The following is a 23,236-nucleotide window of genomic DNA, read 5'->3' as shown; positions in this document are numbered from 1 at the left end:
GTTAATCCCGGACATGTCGCTCACAATCGAGCCATAAAAAGACTAAAGCGGACCCCCGGCAAACTTCATTGCTATGCGCTACATCGTCACCGGCGGGGCCGGGTTCATCGGCTCAAACCTTGCAGATACCCTGGCACAGCACCATGACGTCGTCATCATCGACAACTTCGCGACCGTGCCAGGCCGGGTGAACATCGAGCACCTCCTGGACCACCCCCGGGTGACGTTCGTCGAGGGGAGCATCACCGATCTCGACCTCCTGATGGAGGTCTTCCCCGGCGCGGACGGCATCTTCCACCAGGCGGCCATCCCCTCGGTGCCGCGGTCGGTGAAGGACCCCCTTGCCTCGAACGAGGCGAACGTGACCGGCACGCTCGACGTCCTCGTGGCGGCGAAGGACTGCGGGGTGCCCGCCGTCATCGCGGCGTCGTCCTCTTCGGTCTACGGCGACACCCCGGTCCTCCCCAAGCACGAGGGCATGGTCGGAAACCCGCTCTCCCCCTACGCCGTCACGAAGTTCGCGGACGAGTGCTACGGGAAGGTCTTCTCGGACCTTTATGGTATCAGGACGGTCTTCCTGCGCTACTTCAACGTCTTCGGCCCCCGGCAGGACCCGAAGTCCGAGTACGCGGCGGTGATCCCGAAGTTCGTCACCCGGCTGCTTGCCGGCGAGCCCCCGGTCATCTACGGCGACGGGGAGCAGACCCGCGACTTCACCTTCGTCGCCGACGTGGTGCAGGCGAACATCAGGGCGATGGAGAGCGACGCCCGCGGGGTCTTCAACGTCGCCGGCGGCCGCCGGATCAGTCTGAACGAGCTCGCGTCGATCCTGATGGAACTCACCGGCACCAGGTGCGAGCCCATCTACGAGGCGCCGCGCGCGGGCGACATCCGCGACTCGCTCGCCGATATCAGCCGGGCCCGGGAGGCCTTCGGCTACGACCCGCAGTACCCGGTCGAGGAAGGGCTCCGGCAGGCGGTGGCCTGGTTCCGGGAGCGGGCGTAAGAGAGGTCTCGCCGGCAACATCCCACCCGCCCGCCCGGATACTCCTGATGCCTGACCCATTTACTCAGATTCAAGTCCAGAAGTACAGTTTCCACCAGACTTCTCCCCGGCGCCCGCATAACGAACCATAGCCTTCAAATGCAAGACCGGGAAATATTCTACACCACTAACATTCGCGGGAGACCCGTCAGTATGGTTCAGGGAGCACTCAAGGATACAACCGTCTGCGTCGTCGGCCTGGGATACGTCGGATACCCTCTCGCCGACGCGTTCTCGCGGCATGTGAAGACAATCGGCTACGACCTCGACGCGAAGAAGATCGCCCGGATCAACGCCGAGCCCGGCAACAACGTCCTCGCCACCACGGACCCTGCCAGGATCGCTGAGGCCGACGTCGTGATCATCGCCGTCCCCACCCCGGTGACGAAGGCGAAAGACCCCGACATCTCCTACGTGGTCTCGGCCGCCGAGACCGTCGGCCGGCACATGAAGGACGGCGCCATCGTCGTCCTCGAGTCGACCGTCTACCCCGGCCTCACCGAGGAGGTGATGGTCCCGACCCTGGAAGAGGCCTCCGGCAGGACCTGCGGGAAGGACTTCTCCGTCGGCTACTCGCCCGAGCGGATCAACCCGGGCGACGCCGAGCACGTTCTGGAGAAGATCACGAAGATCGTCGCCGGCATGGACCCGGCAACCACCGAGCACCTCGCGGCCCTCTACGGCCTCGTGACCAACGTCTACGTCGCCCGCGACATCAAGACCGCCGAGGCGGCGAAGGTGATCGAGAACGTCCAGCGCGATATCAACATCGCCCTGATGAACGAGCTCTCGATCATCTTCCGCAGGATGGGGATCGAGACGAAGGCGGTGCTCGAGGCCGCCGGGACCAAGTGGAACTTCCACAACTACCGCCCCGGCCTCGTCGGCGGCCACTGCATCCCCGTCGACCCCTACTACCTCGTCTACAAGGCCGAGGAACTCGGCTACCACCCGCAGGTGATCCTGGCCGGCCGCGCGATCAACGACAGTATGCCCCGGCACGTCGCCGATATCGCGATCAAGGAGCTGAACCGGGCCGGCAAGGTGATCCGGGACTCAAAGGTCCTCATCCTGGGCCTGACCTACAAGGAGAACGTCCCCGACACCCGCGAGAGCCCGGCCGGCGAGATGGTCCACGAGCTCAAGGAGTTCGATATCGACGTCTACGGCTACGACCCGCTTCTCTCGCCCGCGGAGATCGAGCGGTTCGGAGCGAAACCGGTCGCCTCGCTCCAGGGGCTCGACGGCCCGGTGGACTGTATTATTATTAATTCGCCGCACGGGGTGTTTGCATCGCTGACGCTGGATGCGGTGCTTGCGATCTGCAACGGGAAGCCTATCATCGTGGACGTGACCGGAATGTTGCGGAAGAACGGCGAGGTGCAGAAGGGGTGCGTGTATCGTACCCTCTAACTATACTTTTGCAGAAAAGAAGAAAACAACGAATGCCCGCAACTTAAAAAAAAAGGATTAAATTAGCGCCGAATTTCTGCATCCTGCTCCCCAAAACGATAAATACCAATCAGTGATATTAATGCTATGCTTCTCTGGATCGGCCTGGGGCTCATCATGGCTGCGCTCATACCCTATAGCATATTCTTCGTCGGGATCAGCATCGGCAGAAAACCCGGAGCGCCGCCGGCACTCAAGGAGTATCCACCAATAAGCATTGTCATATCGGCATACAATGAAGAGGCTGTTATCCACAAGCGTGTCGAAAACATTCTCGAATCCTCGTACCCATCGGACAGGTACGAAGTGATCTTCGTGGATGACTGCTCCTCCGACAACACCCGGGCGCTTGCAGAGGAGGCGTTCAGGAAGGCCGGTATCACTCACCGGATCATCGCGAATACCGAGCGCCTGGGCACAAACCGCTCGTATAACAAGGCGATGCAGCTGGCACGCTTCCCGATCGTCGTCACCACGGACGCGGACGTCTTCTTCGAGCGAAGAGCGCTCGAACACCTGATTGCCCGGCTCGTCAGCGATGATCGTATCGCTGCGGTCTGCGGCGACCTCCACCCTCTCCCCGGCGACGGCTCTCATCCCGCACAGATGGAGAGCGCTTACCGGAACTACTACGGGCGGATGTGCAGCTGGGAGAGTGCCGTCGACTCCACCTACACGTTCAATGGTGCGCTCGTCGCGTTCAAGCGTGATCTCGTGACCAGGATCGACGACAAGCGCGGGGCGGACGACGCAAACACGGCGTTTGAGGCGATCCGCCGCGGGTTCCGGGCGGCGTACGAGCCCGGGGCTCTGGTGTATGAGGACATACCCCGGGACTTCCACAAGCAGTACCGGCAGAAGATCCGCCGGGCAACCCGTCTGATCGAGGCGACGACCGCGAACCTCGATCTCCTGAGGCACGCCCGTCCGTTCTCGCGGTTCTTTTACCCGCTGCGGATCTACATGTACCTCGCAACGCCGGCCCTCTTCTTCGTCGGCAGCGCCCTCTTCATCGTAGGGCTCGCCCTGGCATACCCGATCCTCGCTCTCGGGGTGCTCTGCCTCGCCGCCCTGGTCGGTTACTTCCGGAGGAGCAGCACGCTCGTCTCCTTCGCCACGAACCAGGTCTACCTCGCCAAAGGACTGCTCAACCTCGGGAAAGACATGCGGGTCTGGGAGAGCACGTCGACCAAACCGGGAACCGGGTAGCCGGCCCGGCATCCCCGTTGCCAGGGACCCTGGAACCATCGATTTTTATCCGCGACACGTTCCGGCATGATAACCCGGACCATGCAAGAGAAATATATCATCCTGCAGATAGACTCTCTTATCCATGTGCGGCATTGCCGGGCAACTGCACCTTGCGGGAGGAGCGGCCGATCCGGATCTGGTCCGGCGGATGTCCGACCTCATCAGGCACCGCGGGCCCGACGGGGACGGGATCTACGTAGACGGGACGGTAGCGCTTGCCCACCGCCGCCTGGCAATCATCGATCTCTCCAAAGAAGGGCACCAGCCGATGCAGAACGAGGACGGGACGCTCCGGCTGGTCTTCAACGGGGAGATCTACAACTACCGGGAGCTCATCGAGGAGCTCGCCTCGTGCGGCCACCGGTTCCGGTCAAAGACCGACACCGAGGTGATCCTCCACGCCTACGAGGAGTGGGGGGTCGAGTGCCTCGCCCGGTTCAACGGGATGTGGGCGTTCGCCCTCTGGGACGGCCGGCGCCGCGAGCTCTTCTGTGCCCGCGACCGCCTGGGGATCAAACCGTTCTACTACGCCATGGCCGGCGGCTCGTTCCTCTTTGCGTCCGAGATCAAGGCGCTCCGCGCTGCTCCCGGCGTCGGGAGACGCCCCGACGAGGAGATGGTCGCTGCGTTCCTCGCGTGGGGCCTCGCGGACCACACCGCCCGGACGATGTTTGAGGGAGTGCTCCAGCTCCTCCCGGCACACTACATGATCGTCGGGGAGAGCGGGATCGTGGAGCATGCGGCGTTCTGGGAAGCAACCTTCAGTCCCGCCCTTGAATCGGAGCCCGGTTCCGACGAACGCCTGTCCGGTGAGTTCTTAAGCCTCCTTGAAGACGCGGTCGACCTCCACCTGCGTAGCGACGTGCCCGTCGGGACCTGCCTCTCCGGCGGACTGGACTCATCCACCCTCACGGTGCTCATCAACCGGGCGCTCCGCCGCGGCTCTCCCGGCAGGGAGCCCCCGCGCCAGAACACGTTCTCGGCCTGTTTCGAGGACAAACGGTGTGACGAGAGCGCCTACATAGATATCGCCGTGGAGAACTCGGGTGTCAGGTCGCACCGGGTCTACCCGGCCGCCGATGCGATCTGGGCGGATATCGAGCACCTGCTCTACATCAACGACGAGCCATTTGCCGCCCTGACGCTGTACTCCCAGTACTGCGTCATGCGGCTTGCCCGGGACGAGGTGAAGGTGGTGCTCGACGGGCAGGGAGCCGACGAACTCCTCGCAGGCTACATCGCCTACCAGTACTGCCATATCAGGGAGCTGGTCCGGGGATTCCATATCCTGCGGGCCGCACGCGAGACCCTCGGGACACTCAGACACCACAGTGATTTCCTCTCGTACACCCTGACACAGCTCTTTGCCCGCAAGAAGCACCGGAGCCTGATCCGGATGGAAGGGTCAGGCACTCCCCGCTATCACGGCACCCTGAGCGAGGTCCTGGAGACCGACCTGATGCGGGCGAACCTGCCGTATCTGCTCCACTGGGAGGACAGGACGAGCATGGCCTTCTCGATAGAAGCCCGGGTGCCGTTCCTCGACTACCGGGTCGTGGAATTTCTGGCGTCATTGCCCGCCGACCAGAAGATCAGGGGCGGCGTGACCAAGTTCATCCTCCGGCGGGCGATCCGGGGGCTGGTTCCCGAAGTGATCCGGTGCAGGATGGACAAAAAAGGGTTCGCCACTCCCGAGGAGGTCTGGATGCAGGGGGACATGAGCGAGAAGGTTCTTGAGATTCTGTCGTCCGAGGCGTTTAAGAGCCGCCCCTACTGGGATGCTGACGCAGTAGCAGAGAGTTACCGGGCCTTTCTCCAGGGGAAGGCGCCCTACTCGTCCGAGATCTGGCGTATGGTCTGCTGTGAACTCTGGCTGCGCCGGTTCATCGATCCGGCAGCATAGCCCCGGCAAGGAGGAAGGGAGATCTCCTCTATCAGATCTGGCCCAGGCGGACGTACTGTCTCAGCCCATAACTCGCAAAACTGTAGGTATATTGTATCGCGCGGACGATGCCGGACGGCCCCTTTCGGTAGAGTCCCATCCCGATGAGCATGTTCCTGAAATAGTGAAAGACCAGTTTCACGTTCCTCACGAGCAGCGCCCGCGAGGATATCTTCATGCCCTGGAGGTCTTCTGACGCGTTCCGTCCGATCGTCTCGAAGCGCTCCTTCTTCTCCGCAGGATAGTCCTCAAAGTAGCCGCGATGGTGGTAGATCGCCTTCGGGACGAACCGGATCTTTCCGTTGACGACCGCTTTCTCGTGGATCGCGCCGTAATACCGCAGCCTGTCCCTCTTCGCAAGCCTGACGTGGATCTCGGGGTGCCCGCACGGCGTCTCAAGGACCGTGCCGTCAGGGAGGACGTCGTGCCTGAGGAACGAGTAGGCGTCGTACTTCGGGGAGGATGCAAGGTCCCTGAGGCTCTCGAGAAGCCCCGGCTCGAGCGTCTCGTCGGGATCGAGGATGAAGACCCAGTCGTTTCGCGCCCGCTCGATGCCGCAGTTCCGCTCGATGGCAAAACTGCCGGAGAACTTCCGCTGGATCAGGACGGCGCCGTACTTCCCGGCAACGCCGGCCGTATTGTCCTCGCTCTGCCCGTCGACGATGACGATCTCATCGACGTACGCAGAGATCATCTCAAGCGACCGGGCGAGAGCCTCTTCTTCGTTCTTTGTGATAAGGCAGGCTGAGATCCCCATGCTATCACCGCTTCCTCTCTCGATTCTCAACGTTCTCGAGGGTTCTCGTATAGATGCCCTCTACGGTGCCGGCGATCCGGGCCCACGAGAACCGGTCCACCGCCTTCTTGCGGGCCGCAACCCCCATCTCCCTCCGGGCGGCATCGTCGGTCAGGAGACGCGCCAGCGCACCGGCGAGCCCGTCGGGGTCTCTCGGCTCCACGAGGAGCCCGGTCTTGCCGTCGGTGACCAGATGCGGTATGCCCCCGACATTCGTCCCCACGAGAGGCCGGCCGCACGCCATCGCTTCGAGCCCCGCGATGCTGGTCGCCTCTTTGAGGGAGGGGAGAACCACGACGTCCGCCGCCGTATACCACGACGGCATCTCGGCGTTCGGGACCGAACCGGCAAAGATGATCTGGTCCTCGATGCCGAGTTCACGGGCCCTCTTCCGGAGCAGGGCCAGCTGGTCGGGATACGATCCCCCGACGACGAAGAACCTGGCCTCCGGGCATTGCCGGAGAACCGCCGGAACCGCCTCAACCAGGTATCTGACACCGTTCTTCGGCTCGAGGCGGCGGGGGCAGAGCACGATCCGGGTGTCCGGTGCGAGGGCGTACTGCTGCCGGAGGTCCCTGGGCGGAACCTCCGGCGAAAATTTATCCGTATCCACCCCGTTCGAGACGAACGTGATCTTCTGCCGGGGAACCCCGAGCGACCCGACCGCCCCGGCAAGTTCGTCGCTGGGGGTGATGATCTGGTCCATACGGCTGTAGACCCACCGGTACAGCCCTAACATCCTTCCTTGCTCGAGGCGGTCCAGGAACCCGGAGGTATGCTCGGTCGCAATCCCGGGCACCCCCGGCTGCAGCCTCGACACGAACCCGTCGGGAAATACATAGTGCGAGTGCAGGAGATCGATCTTCTTTCTCTTGATGATGCGCCGTACGCTGAAGTATTCAAACAGGGCAAATGCCGGATACAGCAGCACGGTGTTCCGGGGCAGGTAGACCCTGACGACGTGGAGGCCGTCGATCGTCTCTTCTCCCGGAGCGAAGAGGGAATCGCGGAACGTAACTATGGTGATGTCGTTCCCGAGAGCCCGGAGCGCTCTGGCAAGCTCGTAGACATGTGCTGCGATCCCCCCGACATTCGGGAGAAAATCGACCGAAAGTATGCAGATATTGAGCCCCATTCGCTCTCCTAACTACATTTACATCAGGCTCATTATATGTCTTCCCAGACGGGAGCCGAAGGAGCGTTGACCCTGGCGGGATAATCGCAACAACAGCGCTATATATGGCACCGGACCAATGAATGGAATACCGCACCAACCATGCAGGTGAACCATGAGCGGCGTTGCAATTATCCTCGGGACACGGCCTGAGATCATCAAAATGTCTCCGATCATCAGGGAATATGAAAGGAGAGGAGATGACTACTTCATCCTTCATACCGGCCAGCATTACTCCTACTCAATGGACAGGATCTTCTTTGAGCAGCTGCACCTCCCGGAGGCGCGGTACAACCTCAACGTGGGGTCGGGCCTGCAGGGGGAGCAGACCGGAAAGATGCTCGGCCAGATCGAGCGGGTCCTGATCGAAGAGGAGCCGCGTGCGGTTCTCGTCCAGGGGGACACCAACACGGTGCTCGCGGGAGCGCTCGCCGCAGTGAAACTCCATATCCCTGTTGGGCACGTCGAGGCCGGCCTGCGGAGCAACGACCGGAGAATGCCGGAGGAGATCAACCGCATCCTGGCGGACCACGCTTCGGATTACCTGTTTGCGCCGACGGAGGCGTCGCGGCAGAACCTTGTGCATGAGGGCATACCTGATGAGAAGGTCTTCGTCTGCGGCAACACGGTCGTCGATGCGCTCTTCCAGAACCTCTCGATCAGCGAAGAGACGATAGATCCGCTTAAAGAACTGGGGGTCTGCCCGGGCGGCTACTTCCTCGTCACCGCCCACCGGCAGGAGAACGTCGACGACGCGAGAAGACTCGGGAATATCCTCAAGGGTCTTGAGCGTATCGCGGCCGATTACGCGATGCCGGTGATCTATCCCATGCATCCCCGGACGAGGAAGATGATGGAGCAGTTCGGCTTACGGGCCGGCTCCATCCGCTGCGTCGAGCCTCTCGACTACCTCTCTTTCCTCCAGCTAGAGAAGCACGCAGGACTGATCCTGACCGACTCCGGTGGAGTCCAGGAGGAGGCATGTATTCTCCACACGCCCTGCGCGACGCTCCGGGAGAACACGGAGCGACCGGAGACGGTGGCTGTCGGGGCGAATATCCTGGTGGGGACCGACCCGAAGGCGATTTCGGAGGGGGTGCGGACGATGATGGAGAGAGAGCGCGTCTGGCAAAATCCCTACGGCGATGGGACGGCAGGAAAGAGGATCGTGGAGATCGTCGGGACAGAGGGTCGCTTCACATCAAAAGGAAGGGTAGTATGAACCTGAAACTCCGCGAACGCGCAGGGGTCGCGGTCATGCAGGCAGGGCGGAGATTCGGGATTGGTACGGTCAGGATCCCATTCGGCGTGCTCCACGGGAAACGGTGGCAGTTCACGTCCTCTATCCCTTCCTGTGCACTTGGAACCTATGAACAGCATATTGCAGCCGTGCTGCAGGACAGGTTGAAAGAAGGGATGGTCTTCTTCGATATCGGTGCAAACGTTGGATACTATACCCTGTTTGCCTCCACCCTCGTCGGCGATGACGGGCGGGTGGTTGCGTTTGAACCGGAGCCGGAGAACATGCGCCTGCTCATTGAGCACACCAGGATCAACAGGAGCACCAACGTCTTGCCTGTGCAGAAAGCATTATCAGATGCTCCCGGCATACTCCGGTTCGACGGAACCGCACATACGATGTGCAGGTTGTCTGACGGTGGCAATATCGAGGTCGAGTGTACCACTCTCGATGCATTCATCCAGGAGAGCGGGGTCCCCCCGGAGATTCTGAAGATGGATATCGAGGGAGCGGAGGTGCGTGCGTTGCACGGCGCTGATGCCTGCCTATCGGAGATCCGGCCGGAGATTATACTCTCGATACATGACGGGCTATTAGATGAGTGCCTGGGCATCCTTTCGGGATATGACTATACCGTTGAGCAACTCTCGCCCGACGACCTGTACTGTGTGCCGCTGGAGGAAAAAAGGGGTAAGAAGCCAATCAATTCGCACCCGCCCAGATTTGACGAACCCTCCCGCGATTAACCTGTTTAAACAAAACTCCCCAGGAGAACCGAGATAATCTTCAGCTCATATTTTCTATCGAATTTACTCTTTTTATCCCTCAGAACCGTATCAGAGAGAGCCAGCATCGTCTCCAGAAGGAGCGCTACCACAATAATGCCCCTTTTTATCGTATTCAGCGAAGCGTAGTTCCTGATGTAGTAGAGTTCGCTCTTGATCGACCAGTATCTTGCCCAACTCTTCAGGTTCAGGTTCTTAATGCAGGATTCGCCCTTGTGAATGACCCCGGCACCAGGATTCAAGAGCAACTTCCAGCCACGCTCGGCAAGTTTAGACCCGATGATGTACTCCTCCCAGTAGAGGAAGGTGTTCTCATCGAAGAGGCCGACGTCTGCAATCGCCCGGCTCCGGAACAGAATGCAGGAACCTCCCAGAACACCGAACTCTTTTGGTCGATCGAAAGCGTAATCGTAATTAAAGTGTCTCTTCAAGATCCGGTTCTCTTTAAACAACCTCTGACCGATAAAGGTGTAAACGAATATGAAGTCGAGGAAACCAGGGGTATTTCCCGTGCAGGTTCTTTGTATCTCACCAGTCGTTGATTTGAGCACCGGGCTCACGGCCCCGATACGGTTATCCCTGCTGGCCGATTCGACAAGTTTATTGAGCACCTCTCTGTCATTGAGGATGACGTCGTTATTCAGGATGAGAATATATTCGGATGTAAGGATATCGAGGGCAAACCTGATGCCGATGTTGTTGCCCCTGGCGTAGCCGTAATTCTCATTGTTTTTAATCAGTATAAGCCGCCGGCGAGGATCTAACTGATGATACGTGGATAGATCGGGCCTGCACCTATCGGCTTCACCCTCTGACAGTTCAAATAGATGGATAGGGGTGTCATCAGCAGGTTCTGCCTCATCGGTCCCTTCGCAAAAACGCCGGATATTCTCTATTGAGCGATCAGTCGAGCGGTTATCGACCAGTACGATATCGTAGTCGGCATTGGATAGCTGGTGGACAGATCGGATACATTGAACCGTATCCGTCCATCCGTTCCAGTTTAAAATTATGATTGCAACGCGAGGCATTATGCTCATTTATATCGATTATACCTATCATTATACATTCTGCTATCGTACAGGATATCTTGCACACGAGAACCGTTCTTAGATCATTCCCGGGCTGGAGATCCACCGGAGCGAGACATCCCCGCCTTCATTGTCCTGCGGCATGCACCGTAACCGGTTCTGCATATCATACTGACGTTGTGCCGCCCCTCCGTGTTGCCTTGATGATATACTGAACCGTTAAGAACGACCCCGCCGGTAGATACCTGCCCAAAGAGTTATTCAGCCTTCTGTCAATCTTATCGAGGTGTCCACTCCCGAACTTCGGTTGCACCGAGATAACACTCAAACCAGCTTGTTGAAACAGGTTACACATCTCCCGTCTCGTGAAAAAACGGAGATGCGAACGATCCAGAATCCCTGCGTCCGCGTACTCAAACTTATCATAGAGCACCAGGTCGAGCAGTACCCTGTAATTCTTAATGTTCGGAATACTGGCAATGATATATCCCGTGCTATTAAGGAAAGATGAATAGCGCTTTAGAACGGCAGCAGGATCCACGAGATGCTCCAGAACATCACCTAAAATGATGTAATCAAAATGATCTTCTTCGAAGGCCGGTTCGATCTCTTCGACGTCACCGACCAGAAAGCCATCAAGTTGATCGCAATTGCCTCGTAAACAATCGTAGTTAATCTCTATTCCGACGATTTCTCTGGCTTTATTGAGTTCTCGTAATGTTATAAGCGTATTTCCATTCCCACAACCGATTTCCAGCACACTGTGGTCCCCATCGGGGATGAAAGAAATTATGTCCCACCGAATGCTGGAGAAATAGCCGCTCTCTTTATCCTGATACAGTTCGTTTCTGGACATGCTCTTCACCGGATGAGGTTATCTCTCGAGCTTCTTCCCACGGAGTTGCAACTCAGCAGTCTTATCCCTCGCAATGGGGTTTGAGGAAGAGACTGCCGACTCCGGGCCAGGTTCTCCAGTAAAGTCCTGTCGGAAACCGTTGTTCTTGACCATCAGGCTTGCCCGCAAAAGGCTCTCAAACGTCCCGGCATCGCTCCAGAACCCCGGAAGAACCGAGAACTCCATCGCATTCCGCTGGACGTAGGCGTTGTTCACGTCCGTGATCTCGAGTTCGCCCCGCCCGGACGGCTTGAGCGTCTTGATGATTGCAAAGACCCCGGCATCGTAGAGGTAGAGCCCGGTCACCGCGAGGTTCGACTTCGGGGTCCGGGGCTTCTCCTCGATCCCGAGCACCTTATTCCCCCTAACCTCGGCAACCCCGAACCGGTGGGCGTCGGGGACCTCTTTTAAGAAAATCTTCGCCCCGGACGCGAACGCCTCGACATCTTTCCGGATATCGTCCTGGAAGATGTTGTCGCCGAGGATCACCGCGACGTTGTCCGTCCCTGCCCAGGACTCCGCGAGCCCCAGGGCCTGGGCAATCCCGCCGGCACCTTCCTGAATTTCGTAGGTGAGCCGGACCCCGAACTCCTTGCCCGACCCCAGGAGCTCGAGGAAGTGGCCCACGTGCCCCCTCCCGGAGACGATCATAATGTCCTTGATCCCCGCCGCAACGAGGGTCTGGAGGGGGTAGTAGATCATCGGCTTGTCGTAGACGGGCAGCAGGTGCTTGTTCGTCACCTTTGTCAGGGGGTAGAGGCGGGACCCGGTCCCGCCCGCGAGAATGATGCCTTTCATGGGTCTTCTCACCGTTGGGCGCAGGTAGTCTTCGAGCGCCCCTTTCCAGGGGCGCATGGGGCTGGTCTTCGTGTTCACGAGCACTGAGTAGGCCGGGCGCTTCGCCTTCCGCGGGAACTCGTCGCTCGTGCAGGGGACGATGTTCGGGGCAAAGGCCCGGGCAAACTCGTACCACGAGCAGACGCCGTCGTTCGTGACATGGTAGATCCCCGGTGGGCAGTCGGCGATCTCGGCTGTCTTTTGGGCCAGGTCCGCCGTGTAGGTGGGCTTCCCCGCCTGGTCGGTCACCACCCGGACGGTTTCATTCTCACGCGAGAGGTGCCGGATCGTCTCGACGAAGTTCTTGCCGTGCCGGCCGAAAAGCCAGGAGGTCCGGATGATCCGGTAGTCGTCCATGTTCTGTGCGATCTTCTGCTCGCCGCGGAGTTTCGAGGCGCCGTAGACATTGATCGGGTTCGGTTCGTCGGACTCGACGTATTCCGTCTTTGTGCCGTCAAAGACGTAGTCGGTGCTGTAGTGGACGAGCACCGCGCCCACTACGCGGCAGGCGGCGGCGATGTAACCCGGTGCGTCGCCGTTGACGGCAAACGCCGTCTCGGGGTCGTCCTCGCACCCGTCGACGTTCGTGTACGCCGCCGCGTTGATGACGAGGTCGGGCTTCATCTCAAGGATATAGGCCTTCACCGCGGCCTCATCGATGACATCGAGGTCCGTATGCTCGCAGAGCCGGGCGCCGGGGAAGACCGCCGCGAGGTCGTGCCCCAGCATGCCGCCGGCGCCGAGGATCAGGACGCCCCTTTCTGCCTGCTCAACGTTCTGTACGCTCACTGTATCTTCCTCATCCAGAAACTTCCAGGCTGGATCTTCTCACGGTTGTAGGTGCTGAACGCTTCCTCAAGGAGCTCCGGGTGGCTCCTGTGCATGTAGTAGCCGCCCCAGACTACTTTGAATGCAGGATTGTACGTTAAAAACGCCTGGAGGAGATACTGCTCTGTCCAAAAAAGATGGTGCCAGCAGATCCACTCTTTAGGGTATTCAAAAGGTAAGAAAATATCGTGAACGTGAATAAGTACACCTTTATTCAGTCTCGGCAGGATCTCGTTATATTCGTATTGGACATCGCTGCCTACTTTTAAGACGTGGCTCGAGTCGATAAAGAGAATATCATTCTCACCCAGCCTCTCGAAGACCGAAAACGGGACATTCTGCACAGGCTCTTCGATCAGGCGGGATAAATTTGGAAAACCATCCTGCAATACGCGATTTGGATAGGGTTCAATGGCGATTAACTCGCAGGCGTACTCTGGATCTTCTTCCTTGTTCTTCCGGATTGCCGATGCCGCCAGGTACGTGGAGTTCCCGGACCCGATCTCGATGATTCTTTCTGGTTTAAAATGTCGTATGGTGCAGTATAAGATCTCGCCATCAACGCTCTCAAAGCCGCCATTATTTACGAAGTAATCGAACGGCCTGCCGGTTTTGCGGGTTGGAAACCGGTCATATTCCGGTTTGTAGTTCTCGTGGAACCGGGAGAGCAATGCAGTCTGGGACTGCTCATCCATATCAATCCCGACTAATGACGATGATCTCTCCCATAATCGATCATCCAGATGCCTGACATCGGGTATGGGCTGATAGAAATGGTTCGGCACAATATGAATCCCTAACCGCTCCCACAGCCCGAACGACCTGCTCAAAACGGTGCCGAGCAACCATTGGTAGTATTTTATCAATTTCGTCACAGAGTCAACCTCATAATCATCTATCTTGTCTTCAGCGGCCGCCACCACCATTCGTTCTCTGCGTACCATTCGATCGTCGCCGCGAGGGCGTCATCAAAGGTATACGCCGGCTCCCAGCCGAGCGCCCGGAGCTTCCCGAAGTCGAGCGAGTAGCGGAAGTCGTGCCCCTTCCGGTCGGGCACGTACTCGATCATCGACTCGTCCTTCCCCAGGAGTTCGAGGATCTTTTCGGTGATCTCGAGGTTCGTCTTCTCCGCGCCGCCGCCGATGTTGTAGACCTCCCCCGGCTCCCCGTGCTGGAGGATGAAGTCGATGGCCCGGCAGTGGTCGAGGACGTAGAGCCAGTCGCGGATGTTCTTGCCCGTGCCGTAGACCGGGACCTTCTTCCCCTCGAGGAGGTTGGTCGCAAAGAGCGGGATCAACTTCTCGGGGAACTGGTAGGGCCCATAGTTGTTGGTGCACCGGGTGACGATCACCGGGAGGCCGTGGGTGATGAAGAACGACCGGGCGAGCAGGTCGGAGCCGGCCTTGCTCGACGAGTATGGGCTGGAGGGGTTCAGGTTGTCGGTCTCCACAAACGAACCCTCAGGGGTGCTCCCGTAGACCTCGTCCGTCGAGACGTGGATGAACCGCCTGACACCGTGCTTCAGCGCGTAATCGAGCAGGGTGAAGGTGCCGAGGACGTTCGTCCGCACAAAGGTGGAGCCGTCGGCGATCGAGCGGTCGACGTGGCTCTCCGCGGCGAAGTGGACGACGGTCTTTATCGGGTGGTTCCGGAAGACGGCTGCTACCGTGCCGGGGTCGCAGATGTCGCCATGGACGAAGGTGTAGTTCGGATTATCGGCAACATCCCGGAGGCTCTCCGGGTTGCCTGCGTACGTCAGTGCGTCGAGGTTAACGATCGGGGTCTCGGGATGCTCCGCGAGCATATGGCAGATGAAGTTGCTGCCGATGAACCCCGCGCCGCCAGTGACGAGCATGGTCATTTTTGCCGCCCCTCATCCGTGCTTCAGGCCGGGGGCAAGCCCCCAGTCGTAGGGGATCTCGGCGGTGTCCGGGGGCAGCCGGAACTCGTCGGGCTCCTGGTAGTTGTAGGGGAGGGTCGGGATGCTCACGAAGAACGCCGTCTCGGTGCCGATTGCCTTGAACCCATGGTAGACGCCTGGCGGGACGCTGAGGAGGATAGGGTTCTTGTCACCGACGAAGAACTCCATGAGACTCTTGTAGGTGGGGGAGTCCTCGCGGGCGTCGTAGAGCGCGACCTTCATCATCCCGTGGACGCAGGTGAAGTTGTCGGTCTGCTTCTTGTGGTAGTGCCACGCCTTGACGACGCCCGGGTAGGCCGTCGTGCAGTAGACCTGGCCGAACTGCTCGAAGATTGCGTCGTCGCAGCGGAGGATCTCCATCAGCCAGCCGCGCTCGTCAGGGATGACGCTGAGTTTCTTGATCTTGACACCGTCAATAGTGCTCTTCATCGTTGTCACCACGATTTTCGCAATAGCCAACCGGGAACCTACAGCCTCATGCACCAGCAGTCTAAAAGGTCTGTAGCCAGTTCATCCACTCCTTAAGGTACACTGTGAAAATTTCTGTTTCCGATTTTTTTGTCCGTATGTGAAGGTCTATGATTTACATTTTGGCAAACATTGAACGCAAGCAGGACCGAATCCCGATAAATCACGCCTCAAAGATTCAACCGGGGGTCCGGGATGAACTCCATACCTGATATCTTGTTTAAGAGTACTGTTACAAATACAATTCTATCCACTTGCTACCGAACGTGGACTGAATAGTTACGCTCATTGGGTGGTTCTCCTGACAATCACCTTCACCGCACCTTTACTGAACGAGGATCGTTCAACCGGAGGTCCACCCTTCAAGAAGCCCCGGAGATCAGGGCATCCCGGGACCGATGAGGGGTGAAGAGGGGGATCATCTTTAACTGTTTCTAATCGATCGCAAGGGTGCAAGACCAATGAGAATCCTCCTCGTCTCCACCCAGGACTACATCCACCACCCGATCCCCTCAAGGCACCACAACATCTTCGAGGAGCTTGCGACACGGCACGAGGTCCACGTGCCGCACTTCCACGTCAGCAGGGGAAAGGAGCGCGAGACCCTTCTTCACGTCCACGAGGCGACGCGGTTCCCCATCGAGAGCCCCTTCCTCCACTACACCTTAAACGCACCCCGCCACTACCGGGTCATCTGCGAGATTATCCGCGACCACGACATCGACGTCGTCGTCGGCGCCCATGTCCTCGCGGGGACGGCGATGGTCCGTGCGGCGAAGAAGTTCGATGTGCCGGTGGTCTTCGATCTGAAAGACTGGTTCCCCGACTCTGCCGCCGCCTACTACACGAACCCCGCCGTGAAGCGGCTGCTGCGGGAAGGCGTCCTCGCCATCACCCGGTACAACCTGGACCACAGCGATGTTATCACGACGGTCTCCCCCGGACTCGTCAGGAAACTCCATAATTACGGCTACGAGGCGGAACTGATCACGAACGGCGTCAACACCGACCTCTTCCGCCCCATGGACGGCGGAACCATGCGATCCACCCTCGGGATCTCCCCCGACGCCTTCGTTCTCGGGTTTGCCGGTGCCGTCGAACGATGGTATGCCCTCGACGATGTGATCCGGGCGTTCGCGGAGATCCGGAAACGACACGCGAACGCAGAACTCCTGATCGTCGGCGGCTCACTCTTCACCGGCTACCGGGACGAACTACAGGCTCTCGCGGCCCGGCTCGGGGTCGCCGGCCGGGTGCACTTTACCGGCGCCGTCGATTACCGCGCCCTCCCCGGCTACATCGCCCCGATGGACCTCTGCCTCATCCCCCTCTCCCCCCCGCACTGGGTCGATATCGCTCTCCCCAACAAGTACTTCGAGTACTCGGCGTGCGGGAAACCGATCCTCTCCACTCCCATTCCCGATATGCTCCGGATGGGCGGCGACCAGATCTCCGTCTACCGCGATCGGGAGGAGTTCATTGAGAAGGTCGACGAACTGGCGCTCACTCCGGGGCGAGAACCTGCCGGAATGGAGGAGCACGACTGGAAGAAGAAGATGGAGGCGTTTGAGGAGATCTTTACGCGACTGACGGGGAAACACTGAAATTTACTCTTTTTTTCCGGCATCACGGATACGCCAAGGTTATAATGGTTCGAAAGAAAACAGGTTGGTAACAAGGAGGGTCCGATGGCTCACGTGGATCTCAAAAAGTATCGACCGTATATTATCATTGGTTTTATCGTCCTGTTCACCCTGCTCACGCTCTGGACGCGGGGTATCCCTGCAGAAGGTCTGGTGACCGCCGAAGGTGTCAATCTCCTCGGCAACGATCCCTGGTACAGCCTCCGCCAGGTCGAACAGACCGTCGCGAACTTCCCCGGCTACGCCTGGTTCGACCCCATGACGCTCTACCCGAACGGTGACGTCGTCTACTGGGGGCCGCTCTTCATCCAGGTCATATCCGTGCTCTGCGTCCTCGTCGGCGCAACGACACGGCCCGAGATCATGGTGGTGGCATCCTGGGTCCCGCCGTTGATGGCCGCGGCGATGGTGCCGGTCACCTATCTGCTGGCAAAGAAGATCACCGACTGGAAGACCGGGATCATCGCGGCGGGCCTCATCGCGGCCATCGGCGGGAATTATGCCTACCGCTCCCTCTTCGGTTTCGTCGATCATCACATCGCGGAGACGCTCTTCTCGACGCTCTTTGTTCTCGCCTACGTTGCGGCACTGCTCGCCACCCGCGACCGCCCGTTCTCCCTCGCGAACCGCGACACCCTGAATGTCGAGACGCTGAAGGCACCGGTGCTGGCGGCGGCGCTCGCCGGTATCGCGTACCTCCTCGGCTTCTTCAACATGCCGACGATGATCCTCTTCGCGCTCATCGTGGCAGGGTTCACCCTGGTCCAGTTCCTCCTGGACTTCTTCCAGGACAAGACGAGCGACTACCTGGTCCTCGTAAACCTGGTCACCTTCGCCGTGGTGATCATCGGGATCGCGGCATTCGGCTTCCCGCATCCCGGCCTCGATCTCTCCCGGTACACCGTCGGGCACGTCGTCGCGTATGCCGTCCTCATCGGAGGGACGCTCGCGCTCTACGGGCTCTCGGTCTACCTGAAGGGACGCCCGAAGTACTACTTCCCGGCTGCGATCGCCGGAATCGCGATCGCCGCTATTGCGTTACTCTTTGTCGCCCTCCCGGACGTCTATAATCTCCTGATCTCAAGCCTCTTCGCCTTCTTCGGCGAAGCGCCGGTCACCACGACCGTTCAGGAGGCTCGGGCCTGGACGTTCGATGCGGCCTGGATGACGTTCCACTGGGGCATCCTGCTTGCAGCCGGCGGCGTTGCCGCCCTCCTCTGGTGGAGCCGCGAGAAGGTGAACCCGGCCCATGTCTTTGTCCTGATCTGGACGGCGGTCATCCTCGCGTCGACCGCCGCGCACGTCCGGTACGAATACTACCTCGCCGCAAACATCGCCCTGCTCTCCGCGGTCTTTGTAGGAGCAGTTCTGAACCTGGGCTGGAAGGACACTGCCCGTCTCCTCGGGACGGAGAGCAGTACGACTCCCTCTACCACCAGGACCGGCGAAAAGCAGGGGGAGCCGGCGCGGAAGGGGAAGAAGGGAGCAAGAGCCCCGGATGCCCGGAAGTCGAAGACCTCCTCGAGGGACCAGCCGGACTACATCAAAGTAGGAGCCTTCGCCGCGGTCGTCGTCGTCACGCTCCTCTTCGTGGGATCTTCTCTCCAGACGAACCTTGCCCTGGCGAACAACGCCAAATACGGGGGGATCGACTCGCAGTGGATGGAGGCCCTGGAGTGGATGGGCGCAAACACCCCCGACCCCGGTGTCGATTACTACGCCATCCACGACCAGAACACCTTTACCTACCCGGAGGAGTCCTACGGCGTCATGTCCTGGTGGGACTACGGTCACTGGATCACCTTCGTCTCGCAGCGGATTCCGAACAACAACCCCTTCCAGCACGGGGTTGCCGGGCCGAACGGTTCTGCCACGTACTTTGTCTCGACATCCGAGGAGGCTGCAAACCGGGTCCTTGATGCCATCGGCACTCGCTACGTCGTCACTGATATCATGCTTGATACCTCTAAATTCCACGCCCCGGCGACATGGGCCGACCCCGAGGTGGGGAACACCCGTTTCGAACCGCAGTTCCTCCTCCCCGCCAGCGCGGGCTCGACAAGTTACCAGGCGGTGCCGTTCTACAACCAGGAGTACTACCAGACGATGGTCTCCCGCCTCCACAACTTTGATGGGTCCATGGCCGATCCGACGTCACAGGTGATCTATGCCGAGTACCGTGACGCGGAGACAGCGAACACCTCGCTTCCCGTCATCACGCGTACCGAGCAGATGAACGTCACCGAGGGAGCGGCCGCGGTGGACGCCTATAACAGGGGCGCGCCGGCCGGATCTCACGCGACGCTCCTGAACTACTGGTACCAGTACCGGGGGGACGCGATCCTCCAGCCGGTCGAGCGGGTACCGGCCCTCCAGCACTATCGGCTCGTCCATGAGACGCCCCAGAATATCTTCGGAAACGTCGGCGCGACCGGGCCCGACCTCAAAGCAGTCAAGATATTCGAGTACGTTCCCGGGGCCACAATCAAGGGTGAAGGGATCATCGAGGTGCCGGTCACGACGAATGCCGGCCGGGAGTTCACCTACCGGCAGGAGAGCGTGAACGGCACGTTCATCGTCCCGTACGCGACGTCCGGATGGACAGGCGACGTGAAGGCGACGGGGCAGTACCGGATCGCAGGCACCGGCCAGGTCTTCGACGTCACCGAAGAGGATATCCAGCAGGGACACATCATTAACTGAACGAGGATGCGTTCTTCGGTCATCTACAGCGACATCTTTACCCGGCACGATATGGAGGCCCACCCCGAGTCGGCCGCCCGGTTACGGGCGGCCCTCTCCGGGGTTCCTGAGAGCGTGAAGTGGCGCCCCCCGATCCGGGCCACCGAGGAAGACCTGGAGCGGGTCCACCTCCCGCAATATATCCGGTGGGTACAGGAGATCGCCCGGGGAACCTGTTTTCTTGACGTGAACACCTACGTAACCTGCCATTCCTTCGAAGCGGCGGCATACGCCGCCGGATCGACCTTTGCAGCGGTGGAAAGGACACTCGACGGCGAACACCTCTTCGCCCTGGTCCGCCCGCCGGGGCACCATGCCGAACCAGACCGGGCGATGGGGTTCTGCATATTCAATAACGCCGCCGTCGCGGCGGCGAAAGCGCTCGAGTCGGTCGACCGCGTGGCGATTCTCGACTGGGACCTGCACCACGGCAACGGCACCCAGACGGCATTTTACGGGAGCGACCGGGTGCTTTATTGCTCGGTACACGAGGAGAATAGTTTCCCGAAGACCGGGTGGGTGGACGAGATAGGTACCGGGGCGGGCCGGGGCTACACCCTCAACGCCCCGCTTGCGGCGGGATCGACCATCGCCGACTACCGCTATGTTTTTGACGAGATCTTCATCCCGGCGCTTGTCCGGTTCCGGCCCGACGCCCTGATCGTCTCAGCCGGGCAGGACGGCCTCGCCGACGACGAGCACGGGCGAATGAACCTGGTGCCCGAGGATTACGGCGTGCTCACCGGGATGCTGATCGACGGTGCCGACCTCCCGCTCGCGCTGACGCTCGAGGGCGGATACGGCCCGTCGCTCGGGAAGGCCGTCGCCGCGATATTCCGCGCTCTCGCCGGGGAGCGTCCGGCCCCCGCGGAGAGGCCCCTGCATGGGAGCACGAGAAGGGTTGTGGAGATCTTAAAGAAGGTCCGGTTCTGTTGAATACGACGGTTCGTAGAACCGGAGCTTGAGAAAACGCGAAGCGGTTTCGAGTTGCGACCGGCCCAAAACCCTTTGGGCTTCGGGGCCGGATCGGAAGGATCTCACCCCTGCGCCAACCGCTTCCGGTCAGGGTCCATGTAGGTGATCTCAAACCCGGGGACGATGACCCGCACCACCGGCACCGGGGTCCTTGAGAGGTCGCAGACGCAGACCCGATCCGTATAGGGCGCGACCTCATCGAGCACCCGCCGGATATCCAGGTCGAACCGGTCGGTGCTCATGTCGGGCACATCGGCGATATCGACGGCATCTCCACCGGCAAACCACATCCGGTTGATCCGTTTCAGCCGGTCGTATCCCGCCTTCCTGATGACCATCTCCCGGCGGGGGTCGCTCGGGCCGCCATGAAGGTAACTCGCCCGGAGCCGGGCAACCTCGGTCAGGGCGCGGAGCGCTGCAATCTCCGGGCTGGTGTGCGTCCCCGACCCGATGACGATCATCGCCGGGTCCTTCGTGACGGTGTCGTCCGCGGCGGCAGCGACCGTGGGGATGCCGGTCCTCCCGGCGAGCAGCCAGAGGTGGATATCGATCCCGTTCTCTTTGAACCGGTCGAGGACCTCGCGTGCAGCGCATTCCTTCTCGATGGTGAGACGGCGGCCGGGGTCATGGTTCTGGTCGGCGAGGCTGAGCGCGTCCCGTTCGATCACCTCGAAGAGAGCGGTGAGGATCGCCTCCTCCATGACGTTTCCCGACGCAAGCCCGTTCGGGTCGCTCCGGAAGAGGGGCACGGCCATGCCGAGCGAATCGTAGGGGTGGAAGATAGCGTTGCTCGGCATGTAGACCTCCTCTTCGTTCAGGATATCCCACACCGGCGTCCAGTGGATCATCTCCCCCTGCTCGAGTTCCCGCGAGAGGATCAGGTCCTCGGGATGCACCGCCCGTCCCGGGCCGATCTCCTCGTAGGTCGCATACTCCATCCGGTCGCCCCGGTACTCGGCGCTGTACCGCTCTAACGCCCCCATCATCGCCGAGACCCTGGCATGGATCGGCTCTCTCCCCATGCCGCCGTGGACGCGGGTTCCCAGCCGGGCGGCTTTAGGCCGGAACGCGATGAATACGGGGATCCCGAGACGGTCCAGGAGAGTCGCGTCGACGATCTCGACGACGCCGATCTCCTTCATCAGCGGCTCTACGGCGGCATGGGTCTCCTCAGGAGACCGGGAACGGTGCGTCCCATCGAAGCACACCTTCTCTACCGGGTGAATCGTGATTGCCATTCAAGATCCCTTGGAGGTGATACCTTAATAGTATGGCAGATGTACCCTACCGTGTATGAGCGCGGATGACGTAGCAGTGGGCGCGGTCGTCCGGTACCCCCGCACCGGCACAACCGGCAAGGTCGTGCGGGTCGAGGAGATCGACGGCTGGAAGTATGCCGAACTCGACAGCACCGGACTCTACTACCGGGTTGACGAGCTCATCAGTGCCGACCGTACGACCGGCAACGTGGAGAGAAAAGAGCGTTCGCTTGAGGACTACGTAAAAGAGCATGAGGAACTCAAAACCCAGCTCGAAGAGGTGTGGGAGAAGGGCACCGACCGGAGCTGCGAAGGCGGCGGCTAACTCTCGATCGGTATGGTGGTGAGTTTCACCGCCTCAACGCCCTTCTGCGCCATCAACTGTTCCGTGATATCCTTCAGTATCCCGCCATCCCCGCGGATCAGGATCACCTCGAGGCACTTGTTCGGGGTCACATGCGAGTGAAGGGATGCCTGGATGTTATGGGCGTGCTGGTGCTGGATCTCGGTGAGCGTCTGGAGCAGCCCCCGCTGGTCATGGTCGTACACCATGGTGATGACGCCCTGACGCTCTCCTTTTACATCGGATATCCACTGATAATGGGTTATGTAACTCCGTATCGAATCCCGTATCCCTTCGGAACGGGAGGAGTACCCCCGGAGGCTCAGGATCTCATCGAACTTATCGAGTAGGTTCTTAGGTAGAGAGATCCCGATACGTGAAAGTTCGGTATCACCTGACATGTTGCAATCAGTCTCCATATCTCTCTTCATGGGGTATAAATTTTCGCTAAGATCAGGGGGTATTCTTCATACTTCGTATGCCAGAAGAGAGGACAGCAGGTGGGAGGATACCCGGAGTATGTCCTACAAAGACGAGATGAAAGAGATACACAATCCCGACCGATTATGTATAAGTAGTGTCACTCTATATAGGATAAGGAGGTTCGAA

At 59.9% G+C, this 23,236-nt stretch carries 20 protein-coding genes; 10 read left to right on the top strand and 10 right to left on the bottom strand.

Annotation, left to right across the window (positions count from 1 at the left end; genetic code table 11):
- Positions 1 to 73 precede the first annotated feature (73 nt).
- The 4 genes from BRA49_RS04585 (at position 74) to asnB (ending at position 5,651) form a co-directional block, all read left to right on the top strand.
- The gene (locus BRA49_RS04585) at positions 74 to 1,006 is read left to right on the top strand and encodes an SDR family oxidoreductase (protein WP_292383920.1); all 933 of its coding nucleotides are present in this window, start codon (positions 74 to 76) and stop codon (positions 1,004 to 1,006) included.
- A gap of 192 nt (positions 1,007 to 1,198) precedes the next feature.
- Entirely contained in the window at positions 1,199 to 2,458 is a 1,260-nt protein-coding gene (locus tag BRA49_RS04580; protein WP_292383919.1) for a nucleotide sugar dehydrogenase, read from the top strand.
- A 126-nt stretch (positions 2,459 to 2,584) separates the two neighbouring features.
- Positions 2,585 to 3,706 (top strand): glycosyltransferase, encoded by a 1,122-nt coding sequence (locus BRA49_RS04575; RefSeq protein ID WP_292383918.1) that lies wholly within the window; start codon positions 2,585 to 2,587, stop codon positions 3,704 to 3,706.
- A gap of 124 nt (positions 3,707 to 3,830) precedes the next feature.
- The gene (gene asnB, locus BRA49_RS04570) at positions 3,831 to 5,651 is read left to right on the top strand and encodes an asparagine synthase (glutamine-hydrolyzing) (protein ID WP_292383916.1); all 1,821 of its coding nucleotides are present in this window, start codon (positions 3,831 to 3,833) and stop codon (positions 5,649 to 5,651) included.
- 31 nt (positions 5,652 to 5,682) lie between these two features.
- Here the strand turns inward: asnB and BRA49_RS04565 are convergent, their stop codons facing one another.
- Together BRA49_RS04565 and BRA49_RS04560 are read right to left on the bottom strand one after the other, a co-directional pair.
- On the bottom strand, positions 5,683 to 6,447 hold the full coding sequence (locus BRA49_RS04565; protein ID WP_292383915.1) for a glycosyltransferase family 2 protein: 765 nt from the start codon (positions 6,445 to 6,447) through the stop codon (positions 5,683 to 5,685).
- Between the two features lie 4 nt (positions 6,448 to 6,451).
- Entirely contained in the window at positions 6,452 to 7,621 is a 1,170-nt protein-coding gene (locus BRA49_RS04560; RefSeq protein WP_292383912.1) for a glycosyltransferase family 4 protein, read from the bottom strand.
- Between the two features lie 154 nt (positions 7,622 to 7,775).
- Here BRA49_RS04560 and wecB point away from each other — a divergent pair, with 154 nt between their 5' ends.
- A complete protein-coding gene (wecB, locus tag BRA49_RS04555) occupies positions 7,776 to 8,882 on the top strand; it encodes a non-hydrolyzing UDP-N-acetylglucosamine 2-epimerase (protein WP_292383910.1) in 1,107 nt (368 codons plus the stop codon).
- Between the two features lie 35 nt (positions 8,883 to 8,917).
- Complete coding sequence (locus BRA49_RS04550; RefSeq protein ID WP_292383909.1) at positions 8,918 to 9,646, top strand: FkbM family methyltransferase; 729 nt, start codon at positions 8,918 to 8,920, stop codon at positions 9,644 to 9,646.
- Positions 9,647 to 9,651: 5 nt separating this feature from the next.
- On the opposite strand, the gene BRA49_RS04545 is transcribed toward BRA49_RS04550, so the two are convergent.
- The 6 genes from BRA49_RS04545 to BRA49_RS04520 form a co-directional block, all read right to left on the bottom strand.
- Positions 9,652 to 10,725, bottom strand: a complete 1,074-nt coding sequence (locus tag BRA49_RS04545; RefSeq protein WP_292383907.1) for a glycosyltransferase family 2 protein — start codon at positions 10,723 to 10,725, stop codon at positions 9,652 to 9,654.
- 157 nt (positions 10,726 to 10,882) lie between these two features.
- Entirely contained in the window at positions 10,883 to 11,572 is a 690-nt protein-coding gene (locus tag BRA49_RS04540) for a class I SAM-dependent methyltransferase (protein ID WP_292383905.1), read from the bottom strand.
- An 18-nt stretch (positions 11,573 to 11,590) separates the two neighbouring features.
- A complete protein-coding gene (gene rfbD, locus BRA49_RS04535) occupies positions 11,591 to 13,237 on the bottom strand; it encodes a dTDP-4-dehydrorhamnose reductase (RefSeq protein ID WP_292383903.1) in 1,647 nt (548 codons plus the stop codon).
- Positions 13,234 to 14,202: a class I SAM-dependent methyltransferase gene (locus tag BRA49_RS04530; RefSeq protein WP_292383901.1), complete on the bottom strand. Its 969-nt coding sequence runs from the start codon at positions 14,200 to 14,202 to the stop codon at positions 13,234 to 13,236. Before BRA49_RS04530 ends, rfbD begins: the two co-directional genes overlap by 4 nt.
- The gene (gene rfbB, locus BRA49_RS04525; RefSeq protein ID WP_292383900.1) at positions 14,172 to 15,137 is read right to left on the bottom strand and encodes a dTDP-glucose 4,6-dehydratase; all 966 of its coding nucleotides are present in this window, start codon (positions 15,135 to 15,137) and stop codon (positions 14,172 to 14,174) included. The genes BRA49_RS04530 and rfbB overlap by 31 nt, the downstream gene beginning before the upstream one ends.
- A 12-nt stretch (positions 15,138 to 15,149) precedes the next feature.
- Complete coding sequence (locus tag BRA49_RS04520; protein WP_292383899.1) at positions 15,150 to 15,626, bottom strand: dTDP-4-dehydrorhamnose 3,5-epimerase family protein; 477 nt, start codon at positions 15,624 to 15,626, stop codon at positions 15,150 to 15,152.
- Positions 15,627 to 16,126: 500 nt separating this feature from the next.
- On the opposite strand from BRA49_RS04520, the gene BRA49_RS04515 reads away from it, so the two are divergent.
- The 3 genes from BRA49_RS04515 (at position 16,127) to BRA49_RS04505 (ending at position 20,986) form a co-directional block, all read left to right on the top strand.
- A complete protein-coding gene (locus BRA49_RS04515) occupies positions 16,127 to 17,269 on the top strand; it encodes a glycosyltransferase (protein WP_292383897.1) in 1,143 nt (380 codons plus the stop codon).
- Between the two features lie 84 nt (positions 17,270 to 17,353).
- Positions 17,354 to 20,011, top strand: a complete 2,658-nt coding sequence (locus BRA49_RS04510) for an oligosaccharyl transferase, archaeosortase A system-associated (RefSeq protein ID WP_292383896.1) — start codon at positions 17,354 to 17,356, stop codon at positions 20,009 to 20,011.
- A gap of 6 nt (positions 20,012 to 20,017) precedes the next feature.
- Positions 20,018 to 20,986, top strand: coding sequence for a histone deacetylase family protein (locus BRA49_RS04505; protein ID WP_292383895.1), 969 nt, complete (start codon positions 20,018 to 20,020; stop codon positions 20,984 to 20,986).
- 101 nt (positions 20,987 to 21,087) lie between these two features.
- Here the strand turns inward: BRA49_RS04505 and BRA49_RS04500 are convergent, their stop codons facing one another.
- The gene (locus BRA49_RS04500; RefSeq protein WP_292383893.1) at positions 21,088 to 22,263 is read right to left on the bottom strand and encodes a YcaO-related McrA-glycine thioamidation protein; all 1,176 of its coding nucleotides are present in this window, start codon (positions 22,261 to 22,263) and stop codon (positions 21,088 to 21,090) included.
- Between the two features lie 55 nt (positions 22,264 to 22,318).
- Here BRA49_RS04500 and BRA49_RS04495 point away from each other — a divergent pair, with 55 nt between their 5' ends.
- The gene (locus tag BRA49_RS04495) at positions 22,319 to 22,609 is read left to right on the top strand and encodes a DUF2098 domain-containing protein (RefSeq protein ID WP_292383891.1); all 291 of its coding nucleotides are present in this window, start codon (positions 22,319 to 22,321) and stop codon (positions 22,607 to 22,609) included.
- On the opposite strand, the gene nikR is transcribed toward BRA49_RS04495, so the two are convergent.
- Positions 22,606 to 23,028 (bottom strand): nickel-responsive transcriptional regulator NikR, encoded by a 423-nt coding sequence (nikR, locus tag BRA49_RS04490; protein ID WP_292384026.1) that lies wholly within the window; start codon positions 23,026 to 23,028, stop codon positions 22,606 to 22,608. The genes BRA49_RS04495 and nikR overlap by 4 nt on opposite strands.
- Positions 23,029 to 23,236: the final 208 nt, after the last annotated feature.

This window comes from Methanoculleus sp. UBA430, from assembly GCF_002506585.1.
Classification (GTDB): domain Archaea; phylum Halobacteriota; class Methanomicrobia; order Methanomicrobiales; family Methanoculleaceae; genus Methanoculleus.
Note: the sequence above shows the minus strand (reverse complement) of the source record. Positions and strands in the feature narration are given on the sequence as shown.